We start from the raw sequence: 14726 nt of genomic DNA, 5'->3' as shown, positions 1-14726 counted from the left end.
AAGCCAAACATCCCAATTGTTTATGAATAAACGTTTACTTCTACTTTTTGTTGTGCTGGTCATGCTATGGACCAAAAGTTCTGCACAATTTACCTTATCTGAAAATTTTAAAGGCAGCAATGCGCCAGGAATCAAGCTTGGTAATGACGCTTTGCTCACTTCGGGTAATGCTGATGCAGTCAATCAAGGCTGGCTCCGGCTGACTAATGATGTTGGCGACCAGCGAGGTTATGCTTTCATCGATAAATCTTTCCCTTCAACACTGGGGGTATTGGTCGATTTTGAATATAAAACCTGGCACAATTCCAGCGAAGGTGCGGACGGTATCGTAGTTTTTCTTTTCAACGGTAACATCACACAAACAGATTTCAGAACGGGCGGAAGTGGCGCAGGCCTGGGCTATGCGCCAAGGGGAGATCAAAGTCTTGCCGGATTGAAAGGCGCTTATTTAGGTATAGGTCTGGATGAGTTCGGAAATTTCTCTTCAAATTTTGGTGCAGGAGCGCCCGCAAATACGGGAACTACATATACAGAGAACACACCCAGCGCGGGGTTGACCCTGGGCCGCTATCCCAATAGTATTACCCTTCGTGGAAGCGAATCTGATAAATACAGATTGCTAGCGAAGAATACTTTACCGATAAGCGTAGGAAATACCGTTCAGTATACAACAGGAGGAACGACATCACGGCCTGCAGATGGTACTTTTTATAGAAGGGTTCAAATTGAGATTAAACCAAATGCAAATGGGCGCTATGACATCATCGTACGATGGGCAACAACGCCAGGAGGTGCCTTCACGCAACTTTTCACTTACTCTTTAGTAGATCAGGGCGGGGTGAGCTATGCGCCGCCTTCAACACTAAAGCTTGGCTTTGTTTCAGCAACTGGTGGTTCTTTTAACAAGCATGAAATCCGAAACGTCCAGGTTACTACACCTGGAAACTTAAGGGTTAATAAACGTGCAGATAAGGACTTTTTAAGAACAGTATCTACGGGCGATGCTAACAAAGTAACCTATACCATTGATGTTAATAATGATACGCCTACAGCGGTAAATAATGTGCAATTCAAAGATAGATTAACAGATGCTTCAGGTAATCTGATCAGCAATGCTGCATTCACCATTAACAGTATAACCCTATCAGGATTTAAAGCGGGAAGTTCAATACCGCTTCCTACTACAAATGAGATTACAGGCTCATTGAATATGGATCCAAATACTACAGGTAAAGTAACTGTGATAGGAACCATTGGATCCATTCCTGCAGGGAATAACCTGGTCAACACGGTAAATATCGTGCCGACCGACATTACCGATTTAGATATTGACAATAACACTTTTGTTGTTAATACCCCTGTTCTTGCCGAAAATGTGGATCTCACGATCAGTAAAACATCCGCAAATCCATGTCTTTCATCCACTGGAAATACGTTTACAACAGTGGTATCCAATGTGGGTACCCTTGCAACGACATCTGGAAATAGTATCGTTGTGACCAAAAGTTACCCTACGAGTTACACTTTTACTCCTGGCACCAATACGGGCTGGACAAGAACTGGCCCCGTATTAACTGGTAGTAACAATGTGTATACTTATACCTATACGGGTGGCGTTCTTAATTCTGGAGCGAGTTCATCCCCTATATTGTATACGGTTACTGCTCCAGCAGGATCGAGCACCTATGTGGATGATGTACAGGTAAAATACGTAAACTCAGGCGGCGCTAATATTGAAGTTGCAGCGAATCTTAACAATAATACTTCATCAAACACCCTTTCAACGGTCTCCGCAAAACCGGCGGTAACCACGCCAGTGACTTATTGCCTAAATGCTACAGCAACTGCGCTTTCTGCAACCGCTACCAATGGAAACACGTTACTATGGTATAGAACAAAAGGTGGTGTATCATCTGTAAATGCGCCCGTTCCCTCAACCACTGCAGCTGGAAATTCCAGCTATTTTGTAACCCAAACCAATGGAAGTTGCGAGAGTGACTATGCAGAGATTATAGTTACTGTACAGGCAGCAGTAAACGCTGGTAGTATTGGCAGCAATCAAACGATCTGCAATGGCGCTTCAGTTACCGCCTTAACTTCTTCCTCTGTTGGAAGTGGGGGTACAACGGGTTCTACCACTGCCTACAGATGGGATAAATCTGTAGATAATGGGACAACCTGGACAAGTATCCCAGGTGCTACCGGAACTACATATTCGCCTGGTGCACTTAGCCAAACAACCCAATTTAGAAGGGTTTATATCTCTACTTTAAATGGTGTATCTTGTGAGGCGGCAACAAGTCCAGTTACCATTACGGTACAAAATGTGGTCGGAGCAGGTTCCATCGGAGCAGATCAGACCATCTGTACAGGCACAATCCCAGCACCTTTGAGTTCAGTTACTGTTGGAACAGGATCGACCGGTTCTACACTAAGCTACAGATGGGAAAGTTCGCTAAATGGCACACAATGGAATGTAATTACTGGCGCAACTGCTGCCAGCTACACTCCAACGGCTGCTTTAACAGCAACTACGCAGTTTAGAAGAGTTACAATTTCTACTCTTAACACTGTTGCTTGTTCTTCTATTCCCTCGAACGTAGTTACGGTAAGCGTTGACTTAAATCCAACTACTGCAATTGCAGGTTCAGATCTAGAACAGTTTAACTCAGGGGTATTTACCATGCAAGGGAATGCACCGACTGTAGGTTCAGGTAGTTGGTCAGTCGTTACCGGAACAGCAACGATTGCAGATCCTGCTGATCGCAATACGTCCGTTACCATTGCCCAGAGTACCTCGGCAACATTAAGGTGGACAATTAGTAATGGTCCTTGTGCATCTTCTAGTGATGATGTGCTAATCACCTACACGAAACGTTCGAATTTACAAATCACAAAAACAGTTGATAAAGTAAATCCAGTGGTAGGCGACAATGTGACCTTTACGTTGGTCGCTAAAAATAACGGGCCGAGTGATGCAAGCGCTGTAAAAGTTACCGATCTTTTAAAAGCTGGATATACTTTTGTAAGCAGTTCATCTGTAAATTACACCGCATCCAATGGAGAATGGCTGATTGGAACGCTTGCAAATGGCGCTTCTCAAACCCTTACCTTAATTGCCCGTGTTAATGCAAATGCAGCAACTGCTGATTATGCTAACACTGCAAGCATTATAGGGGCAGAAACAGATCCTGATGTAGCCAATAATACCTCAACTTTAAATACAATTACCCCGATTCCTTCTGTTGATATCGCGGTAAACAAAACCGCAACTCCAAAACCAGCCATCGCTGGGCAAGCGCTCACCTATAGCATAACCCTAAAAAATAACGGTCCAAGTGCAATTAGAACTTCGGATGTATTTAACCTCACTGAAAACCTTCCGGCAGGATATACCGCAAATAATTTTAGCCCCTCTTCCGGGACTTATAATTCCTCAACTGGTAACTGGAGCGGTTTAGCTTTAGCTAGCGGTCAGCAGGCGACATTAACAATTACTGGAAACGTTGCCCCAACGGCTACAGGAACTTTAAGTAACACTGTTTCGATAGCGGTTCCATCTGGTATTTCAGATCCGAATATCAGCAACAACAGCAAAACCGATAACACAATAATTAGCAGGTTGGTTGATTTAGGAATTACCAAAACCTCTAATCCCAAACCAGTAATTTCTGGCAACAATTTAACATACACGATAACTTTAAGCAATAACGGGCCATCTGGTTTATTACCTGCTGATATTGTGAAAATCAATGAAAACTTCCCTGCGGGCTATACCGCTTCAACTTTCACCCCATCGACTGGCGTTTTCGATAAAAATACAGGAAACTGGACTGGTTTAACGTTATCTCAAGGCCAAACTGCAACACTAACCATTACAGGGGTTGTAGCTGCAAATGCGAGTGGAACATTAAGCAATACAGCAAGTGTTGTCGCGCCATTAGGCACAACCGATAACAATAGCGCAAATAATAGTGCAACCGAAACTACGGCAGTAAGTCGTCAGATTGATTTTGAAATTACCAAAACTGCAACACCAAAACCAGCAGTTGCAGGTGAAACCCTTACCTATACCATCGCAGTAACCAACAAAGGCATTAGCTCGATGAATGCGACTGATGTTTTAAAAGTTGTTGATGCCTTACCAACCGGATTTACCGCTTCAAGTTACAACCCATCAAGCGGAACATACGATTCTGCAACAGGAAACTGGAATGGGTTAAGCTTAACCAGCGGACAAACAGTGAACTTGACTATTACTGGAAAAGTAGCAAGTGCTGCAACGGGATCTCTGTCAAATAGAGTTGTGTTGACTCCTCCACAAGGAATAACCGATCCCATTACAAATAATAATGAAGCAACCGATATTACCTCGATTGTATCTAAACCCGTTTTGGCGATTACCAAATCCGGCGCCTCAGGTTTAACTGCAGGATCGGCGGTAAATTACACGCTTAAAATTGTAAACACCGGAAGTAGTGATGCGGTAAATGCGGCTATAAATGATGCTGTTCCAACAGGTGTCGAAAATGTAACCTGGACGGCAACGGCAAACGGAAGTGCAACTGTTGTTTCTGGAGCATCAGGAAGTGGAAATGCAGTTGCGCTGAAGGCCAATATTCCCTCAGGTAATGCAAATAACTTCATCTCGGTTAACATCAACGGAACATTAAGTCCGGCAGCAACGGGAAGCGTAAACAATACCGCTTCTGTTACGCCATCTGAGCCACAAGGTTCTGGAAGCAATTCCGCTGTGAACTCTAATGTAACCAGCTCTTCGGGAATTGTAATTTCTAAGGCAGGCCCTTCATCTGCATCTGCAGGAGATGCCATTAGTTACAGAATCGAAGTTGGAAATAATGGACCAAGTAATGCAACTGCAGTTCAAATCTCGGATAACGTGCCGGCTGGTTTAACCAATGTAAGCTGGACTTCGCAAACCCAAGGAGGCGCAAGCATTACAAGTGGAGTAACAGGCTCTGGAAATTCGATTAATTTGGTTGCCAATGTTCCAGCAGGCGCACAGCACAAAGTAATCTTGAATGTGAGCGGAACGGTAAAACCAGATTTCAATGGCGCTTTAACCAATACAGCTGTGGCAACGCCCGGGGAAACTGGCAGCACACCAGTAAGCGCGCAAGCGGTTACTAATATTAATAGCAAACCTTTATTTACCATAACAAAAAGCGGCCCGCCTACAGTTACAGCTGGCAATACGATTAGCTATACCATAACGGTTAGAAATACCGGACCTTCAAATAGTACTAGCACAGTAATCACCGATAATATCCCAGCGGGAATAACAGGGGTAAGCTGGACAAGTACAGTCACTGATGGATCTGTTAACATTACAACAGGCGCAAACGGAACTGGAAATGCCTTAAGTTTAACAGGGAATTTCAATGCAAATAGTACCGTGCAAATTAATGTAACGGGAAAAGTGAGCTCGGATCTATTGGGTAACATCGTGAACTCGGCTGTTGTAAAACCAGCTGAGGCTGGAGTGGTCCCAGTTACCTCGAACGAGGTGAATACATCTGTTAATACAGAATCTGGTTTAACCATCGCTAAAAACGGCCCTTCATCTATAGTTTCTGGAACAAATATTATCTATACCATTGAAGTTGGAAATACAGGGCCAAGTGATGCCCTTAATGCTTCGATTGCAGATTTAATTCCTTCGGAGATATTAAGTCCAAGCTGGACAAGCACAACCCAAGGCACTGCAAGGATATTAAGTGGTGGAACAGGAAGTGGTAATACGCTTCAAACAGTTGCAAATGTACCAGCTGGCGCAGCCAACAAAGTAATTATCACCATAATTGGAAAAGCAAGTCCGTCTTATAGCGGGAACATTACCAACACTGCCAATGTTACTGCAACGGAGCTGAATAGCGCTTCTCCACAATCATCAGTAACCACCTCAATCAATAGAGTTCCTACAGTATCTATTACCAAAAACGGACCATCATCTGTAATTTCGGGTGCAAACATTAGCTATAGTATTGATGTGATAAATACCAGCACAGCTGATGCGCAAAATCTTGAAATCAAGGATTTGGTTTCAACTGAGATTAGTGGGGTAAGTTGGAACGCGGCTGCAGCAGGCTCTGCCAGCATAAATACTTCAGCGTCTGGAACTGGAAACAACATCACCTTGAGTGGAAATATTCCTGCAGGTGCAGCAAATAAGATAACGCTGAACATTACTGGAAAAGTAAGTGCAGGCTACAGCGGAATTCTAGGTAATACCGCAACGGCAACTCCTGCAGAAACTGGTACGACCGTTAAATCATCATCGGTAAATACAGCGGTACAAAAAATACCAGTATTGGCGATTGAGAAAACAGGGCCAGAAAATATTAGCGCAGGTCAGAATATAAGCTATACCATAAAAGTTAAAAATACGGCAACAGCAAATTCAGATTTAGCTACAATTGCCGATAATGTTCCTGCAGATATTCAAAATGTAACCTGGGGAGCTACAATTAGCGGTTCGGCATCAATTAATGGCGCTGTAAATGGAACAGGGAACACCATTAGTCTGGTTGGAAATATTCCGGCAGGAAGTGGAAACGAGATTTCTATAACCATAAATGGGACAGTAAATCCCTCAACCAATGTCAATTTAGTCAACACCGCAACGGTAACACCTTCAGAAAATGGCGCATCAGCTAAAACTTCGAACACGATAACCACTCAGGTAAGTAAAACGCCTTCGGTTAGCTTAATTAAAACAGGACCAGCGAGCGCAAAAGCTGGAGAGAGGGTAACTTATATCATTGATGCAGTTAATGCAGGTCCATCTAATGCAAACAGTCTTGCTTTAGCGGATGTAGTACCTGCAACTTTGACCAACGTTTCCTGGACAGCGGTTGCTTCTGGAACTTCCACCCTTACTGCGACCTCGGGCAGTGGAAATGTTAGCTTAAACGGAAACTTAAATGTTGGAAACAGCAATAAAATCCAAATTAGCGTTAGCGGAACAATTCCTGCAAGTCAGTTAAATACTACAATTAACAATATCGCAACGGCAACTCCGGTAGAAACTGGAGTTACCGTTAATTCTAATACAATTGCTACGGTAATTTCCAATAAGAGCAATATTTCTATTGTGAAATCTGCCCCAGTTTCTATAAATGCTGGAGAAGTAGTGAACTATACCTTATTGGTTAAAAATACTGGACCAAGTAATGCAATAGATGCTACAATTGCAGATGCCGTGCCTGCAGATATTCAAAATGTGAACTGGACTGCCGTTTCTAGCGGAACAGCCAATATAACTTTTGGGGCAAGTGGAACTGGAAATGCGGTAAGCCTGAAAGCTAATCTTCCAGCGGGGGATGCAAATACGATTTTAGTTCAAATTGCTGGTAAACTAAATCCTGCTTTTATCGGGACTTCGTTAACCAACACCGCAACGGTGACACCGTCTGAAAATGGAAACCCTGCTGTAAACTCTAACACAGCAACTACGGCAGTAAGTAAACAGGCGGATTTAAGAATTTCTAAAACCGGCCCGTCAAATCTTTTTGCCGGAGAACAGGCAACCTACACCATTACGGTAGAAAATCAAGGTCCTGGGGATGTTGTTGGTGCTAGCATCAGCGATTTGCTTCCTGCGGGCATAATCAATGCAAGTTGGACCGTTGCTACTCAAGGGGCTGCAACAGCGAATGTTAACAGCGGAACAGGAAATCTAAATTTATCCGCATCGCTAAAAGCTGGAGGAACAGATAAGGTTGTTGTAACCTTAATTGGAACAGTAGATCCTGGTTATCTAACGGCGAGTTTGACAAATACTGCTACAGCAACTCCACCAACAGGCGTTACCGATCCAAGTGCAGCAAGTGCTTTTGTTACCACTACAATTGCGCGTAAAGCAAACGTTAGAATTGTAAAATCTGGTCCGGCAAATGCAAAGGCAGGAGAGCAAATTGATTATACATTAAAAATAACCAATCAAGGGCCAAGCAGAGCCATAGGAACGACAATTGTTGATAATTTGCCAGCTGGAATCCTACCAGGCTCAATCACCTGGACGGCCACAGCAACTTCTGGCTCAACTGTTAGTAAAACATCTGGAACAGGGAATGTAAACTTAACTGCAGATATTGCCCCAACATCGGGAATTATCGAGGTAAAGGTTAAAGCCACAGTTAGTCCTTCTTTAGCTGATGGTGCCTCTATTTCTAATATAGCAACAGCCACAATTGGTGCAGGTATAACCGATCCTGAACCAGCGAACAATACCTCAACATTTCTTACGATAGTAGATAACGATCCGAACTTTACCATTGCAAAATCGGGTCCCGCTAATGCTAATGTTGGCGATCAGATTACCTATACCATTCTGGTTAAAAATACAGGTTCTGGAGATATAACTGATGCCTTTATTGTGGATAATGTTCCCGATGATGTTGAGGTTTTAAACTGGAGCGCAACAGTAAATGGTGTGGCTTTAATTAAGTCAGGTTCTGCAGCAGCAGGTACAACAAACAATATCTATACTGTCGGTGACATTCCAACTGGAAACAATAGTATTCTAATCACCGTTAACGGAATTATTAAACAAAGCGCAGGCTCATCCTTTACCAATCGCGCGGAGGCAACCTCTGGAGTAGTTAAAGGGAGCTCAGTTACCACAAGCGTAAACCGTTCTACAGATATTGCGGTCATTAAAGCTGGTCCGCAAAGCGTTTCTGCGGGAGAGAATATCACCTATACTGTAAATGTATACAACAATGGTTCGGTGGATATTAATGATCTTGTACTTGCTGATAATGTAAACCCTCTGTTAACTGGGGTAAGCTGGTCAGCAACTCCAACGGGATCAGCAAGCGTAACCTCTACACCTAATGGCCTAGGCAATGCCATTGAGTTAACTGGAAATATCGCAGGTGGACAAGGCAATTTTATCACTTTAACCATAAACGGAAAAGTTCCTTCAAACGCAGTTGTAGGGCCATTAACCAATACCGCAACGGTAACTTTGCCTGCAGGGGTTACCGATTACAATACAGCAAATAATTCATCTTCGGTAAGTACAAATGTAATTAGTACGCCGACTTTAGTATTGCAAAAAACTGGTCCAAGTACAGCTTCCGCTGGCAACCAGATTACCTATAAAATCAAGGTGGAAAATACTGGTCCGAGTGATGCAATAGCGGTAAATATTACCGATGCATTGCAGGCTGAATTAGTGGTGGCATCATGGACAGCCACAAACAATGGTACTTTGGCAACAATTACAGGTGCGGCAAGCGGAACTGGAAATGTGTCTACTGTTGCAAATATCCCCTCAGGTTCTTACCTAATGATAGATATTAACGCAACGATTAATCCTGATTTCTCTGGAACAATTCGAAATGCCGCAAGCGCTAAAATTGGAACGAGTCCTGCAGTTTTATCACCAGAGATTCCTACAGTGGTAACCAAGGTAACCAATTTGACTATTGCAAAATCAGCTCCGTCAATTTTAAGCGCTGGTCAGCCAATTGTATATACAATTGAGGCTAGCAATAACGGACCGAGCAATGCTGTAGCTGCAGTACTGACCGATAATATTCCAGCATCGGTTGTCAATCCGAGCTGGTCTAGTACAACCTCTGGCGGCGCACTAGTTACTGCAAACCCAACTGGAACTGGAAATACCCTGTCACTAACAGCAAACATTCCATCTGGCGGAAAAGTCTATGTAACCATTAACGGAACCTTGGCATCAAGTGCAACTGGAAATATTTCTAACACCGCCACGATAACCCCATCGGAAACAGGAAATCTTCCTGTAATTTCCACTCCAGCAGTTACGGTTATAAAACAGTCACCCAACTTGCTATTGACCAAATCTGCACCAACGGTCTCATCTGGAGGAAGAGAGATTACCTACAGCCTTAAACTTACCAATAGCGGACCATCTGATGCGGTGGGGACAATTTTAACGGATGCTGTACCTAGCAATGTAGAGAACGTGAGCTGGATTAGCACTGTTGCAAACGGCGCAACGATAACTTCTGGAAGCACAGGGACCGGAAATAACGTTTCGCTAACTGTAAATGTACCAGTAAACGGCACAATTGATGTTATCATTAAAGGAACCATTAATCCACTGTTCAAAAATACATTGGTTAACATAGCAAATGCTTCTCCTTCTGAGCCCGGAGTTCCGCAAGCTCAGAGTACAACTTCTACTTTGGTAAGCCCATCTGTTGATATGGTTATTTCGAAAAGCGGACCAGCAAATGTGTCTGCAGGTGCAGCGATAAACTATCAGGTAGTTGTTAGAAATAACGGGCCAAGTACCGCTTTAAATGCAATTATAGCAGATCTTGTTCCAGCAGAAATTAACAATGTGGAGTGGACCGCAACTGCAGAAGGTGCAACTAGGATCTTATCTGCACAGCAAGGTACTGGCAATAACATTTCAGTAAATGCAGATTTACCTTCAGCGGCTGGGGATCGTATTGTAATTGATATTAAAGGAACGGTTTCAGCAGCATTTCATGGTAACATTAGTAATGCCGCAAGTGTTACACCAGTAGAAACTGGAAATGCTTTAATTTCTACTCCAGTTATAACTGCAGTCAGCAGACAACCCATCATTAAAATTACCAAAGGTGGTCCAGCAATTTTAAGATCTGGCAACAAAATCAGTTATTTAATTAATGTAGTTAATGAAGGGACTGGCGATGCCCAGAACCTTGCCATAAGTGATACTGCACCAACTGCGCTTAATAACCTAAGTTGGACAGTTCAAAACCTGGGTACCGCAAGCGCTTCAACGGCAAGCGGAACCGGTGACATCAATATAACAGCAGATCTTCCGGCGGGGGCATCAAATGGAATTAATATCTATGTTACAGGAGAAATTCCAGCATTATTTGATGGAACTATCCTAAACACGGTCACCGCTCAACCTGCAGAAAGTGGAGCTTCCAGCTCAAGCTCGTCTGTATCTACAACCGTTTACCGTTCATCTTTAACCTTGGTTAAAACAGCCTTGAACCCGGTGAGCAAAGCAGGTGATGTGATAAATTACGAATTAAGCATAAACAATACAGGCACATCTGTTTTAACCGATTTGGTTATTGAAGATGCGGGCGCAGATGCTGGAAGCATTTCGCCCGCAACGATTGCCTCGCTCGCTGCAGGCAGTGTCGTGAAAGTAACGGCTAAACATACGCTTAGTCAGGCAGATGTAGATCGCGGAAGTTTCAGTAACAGTGCGTTAGTACTGGCTAAAGCTCCAGATGCATCTCAAGTGCGTGATGTTTCTGGTGGCACTGCAACTGATGATCTTCCGACGATTGTACAGATCACACCAATTCCAGGGGTTACTCTAGTTAAAACGGTTGTGGGTGCAGTACCAAACCAAGCTGGTCAAAGCCTGAATTATAATTTAACGGTTAAAAATATAGGGAATGTTACTTTAAACAACTTAGTAGTAACAGATGCTAATGCGCTTGTTGCTGGAAGCCCGATTGCGCAGCTTGCGCCGGGGGTAAGCGCAACCATTACCGCTAGCCACCTTCTTACGCAATCGGATGTTGATGCTGGCACCTATTCCAACTCTGCAGAAGTAACTGCAAGTCCTGCGATTGGGGCAAACATTACAGATAAATCTGGAACGGACGAAAGTAATGATAGCCCTACTGTGAGCGTAATTACGCCAAATGGCGCAATGAGTTTAACCAAGGTGGCCAACAATACTGGCAGCAAGGCTGGAGATGTGATTAATTATACTTTAGTGGTTAAAAATATTGGAAACCTAACCTTAGCCAATGTTGTGGTGACTGATACTGGCGCGGATGCCGGTTCTATTTTACCAGCAAGTATTGCTGTTCTCGCGCCAAATGCCGCTGTAACGATAACGGCCCAACATACTTTGACGCAGACAGATGTTGATCAGGGCACTTACAGTAATCAAGCTTCGGTAGTTGCTAGCGATACCAAAGGAAATCAGGTTTCAAACGCTAAGTCTGATGATCCAGGTACCCCAGCGGTAGATGATGCAACTATAGTTACCATTACCCCAAGTGGATCAATAGCGTTAACAAAAGCCGCAGATAACGCTGGTAGTAAAGCTGGCGATGTCATCAATTATACCATCGTGGCAGCCAATACGGGTAATGTAACCCTAAATAATGTAGTCATTAGTGATACTGGCGCTGATGCGGGCTCAATTTTACCAGCAAATGTTACAAGTTTATCGCCAAATGCCAGCACAACATTTAAGGCTAAGCATACTTTAACACAAAGTGAAATTGATAACGGGACATATAGCAATCAGGCTTCCGTTTCTGGAATGGATCCAAAAGGGACGATCATCACTGATTCAAAATCTGATGATCCTAATACCCCGACCTTAGACGATGCTACCGTAGTAAGGATTGCAGCAAATGGTGCAATGAGCTTAACAAAAGTTGCAGACAACACTGGTAGCAAGGCTGGAGATGTGATCAGTTATACCATTGCGGTAAAAAATACTGGCAACGTAACTTTAAGTAATGTTGTAGTGAGTGATGCAGGAGCAGATAATGGGTCGATTACGCCAGCAAGCTTAATAACTTTAGCGCCAAATGCAACCGCTACAGTTACCGCTAAGCATACCTTGAGTCAAACTGAAGTGGATAACGGAAGTTACAGTAATCAGGCCTCTGTTTCCGGAACCGATCCTAAAGGAACGGTAATTGGAAATTTAAAATCTGATGATCCAAATACTCCAGCTCCAGGGGATGCAACCGTGATTGCCATTGGTGCAAATGGATCAATGAGCTTAACTAAAGTGGCCAATAATACAGGCAACAAAGCTGGCGATGTAATCAATTATACCATCTTGGTTAGAAATACTGGAAATGTAACTTTGAGTAATGTTCTGGTAAGTGATAGCGGGGCGGATGCTGGTTCGATAACGCCTAGTAGCATAACGAGTTTAGCGCCAAATGCAACTGCAACAGTTACCGCTAAACATACTTTAACGCAGGCGGATGTAGACCAGGGCGTCTACAGCAATCAAGCTTCAGTAGTTGCCACAGATACCAAAGGGAATCAAGTTTCAAATTTGAAATCTGATGATCCAAATACTATAGCTGTAGATGATGCTACCATAACCGCTATTGCTGCAAGTGGATCGATGAGCTTAACTAAAGTAGCGAACAATACAGGCAATAAAGCAGGGGATATAATCAATTACACCATCGTAGTCACCAACACTGGTAATATAACTTTAAGTAATATTATTGTGAGCGATGCGGGTGCTGATACGGGTTCCATCTTGCCAGCAAATATTGCAACGCTAGCACCAAATGCTAGTGCATCAGTTACTGCTAAACATACTTTAACACAAAGTGAGATTGATAATGGAAGCTTTAGCAACCAGGCCTCAGTTTCTGGAAATAGTCCAAACGGAAGCGTAATCAGTAAGCAAAAATCTGATGATCCGAATACCACTCAGATTGATGATGCAACAACAACGCTAACGGTTTCCAGTCCTGCTATAACGATTGTTAAAACCGCAGTTTTAAGTACAGATGGAAATACAATTACCTACAGTTTCAATATCAAAAACACGGGTAATGTTACTGCATCAGGGGTAACCATCACGGATGCAAAAATTGGTTTGATTAGAAGGTTACCTGCAGCTTTAGCACCAGGAGCATCAATTGTCGAAACTGCTACTTATACCTTAACTCAGGCCGATAAAAATGCAAGATCAGTAAGCAACAGTGCAACTGTCGTAGCACAGGCGCCGAATGGACAGGCGTTTAGTGATATATCTGGAACTGCTGAAAATAATGATACACCAACGGTAACCCTTGTGCCAGAAAAAGGCATAATCTCATTGGTGAAAACGGCAAGTTTTACAGGTAATAAGATCACTTATACATTCACTATCAAAAATGTGGGTAATGTTAGCTTAGATGTAATTCAGCTTACCGACGCTAAGTTAGGCTTAGCTAATAAAAGTATTGCAGTTGCAGGTGGTTTATTACCTGGAGCCTCGGTAGTGGCAACAGAGATGTATACATTAACTCAGGCCGATAAAGATCTGGGAAGTGTAAGCAACACAGCCTCTGTACAGGCAAGTGCACCATCTGGAATTATCGTTCAGGATGTATCTGGGACCGCTGATGGAAACAATACGCCAACAATTATTACTGTACCAAAATCACCAATAGCCTTTGATGACAAAGGTGAAACAAAAGCTAATAGTCCGCTGGTTATTGATGTCTTAGGAAATGACGATCCTGGAAATTCAATATTAGATAAGTTAACCATTGAGATTGTTTCCTCGCCAACACATGGAACTGTGAAAGTTAATGCTGACGGAACGATTACTTATACACCAAATCCAGGATATACTGGAGCTGATTCGTTCCAGTACCGCGTTAAAGATGCCTTTGGCTATTCTACCAACGTCGCCACTGTAACGCTTAATTCTAACTTTTTTGAAATAAAGGTTCCTAATTTATTTACACCGAATGGTGATGGAATTAATGATGTGTTTGAAATCAGAGGTTTAAATCAGTACGGCGAAAATCAGTTACAGATTGTAAACAGATGGGGCAATGAAGTTTTTCATGCAACCAATTATCAAAATAACTGGACAGGGGAGGGCTTAAACGAAGGTACATATTACTATCTGTTAAGAGTGAAAAGAATTGGAAGCAATGAATATGAAGTATTGAAAGGTTACATCACTTTAATAAGAGCGTTTAAAAAATAGG

Annotated in this window: 1 protein-coding gene; it reads left to right on the top strand. The window is 43.0% G+C overall.

The window, feature by feature from the left end:
• Positions 1 to 22 precede the first annotated feature (22 nt).
• A complete protein-coding gene (locus tag ACZZZI_RS04270) occupies positions 23 to 14725 on the top strand; it encodes a DUF7507 domain-containing protein (RefSeq protein ID WP_463488677.1) in 14703 nt (4900 codons plus the stop codon).
• Position 14726 lies beyond the last annotated feature (1 nt).

This window comes from Pedobacter sp. AC190 (assembly GCF_979258025.1).
This window is presented reverse-complemented; position numbering and strand designations above follow the sequence as displayed.

Coding starts and splice junctions, on each gene's coding strand:
- ACZZZI_RS04270 (WP_463488677.1), top strand. CDS start 23: ATGAATAAACGTTTACTTCTACTTTTTGTTGTGCTGGTCATGCTATGG.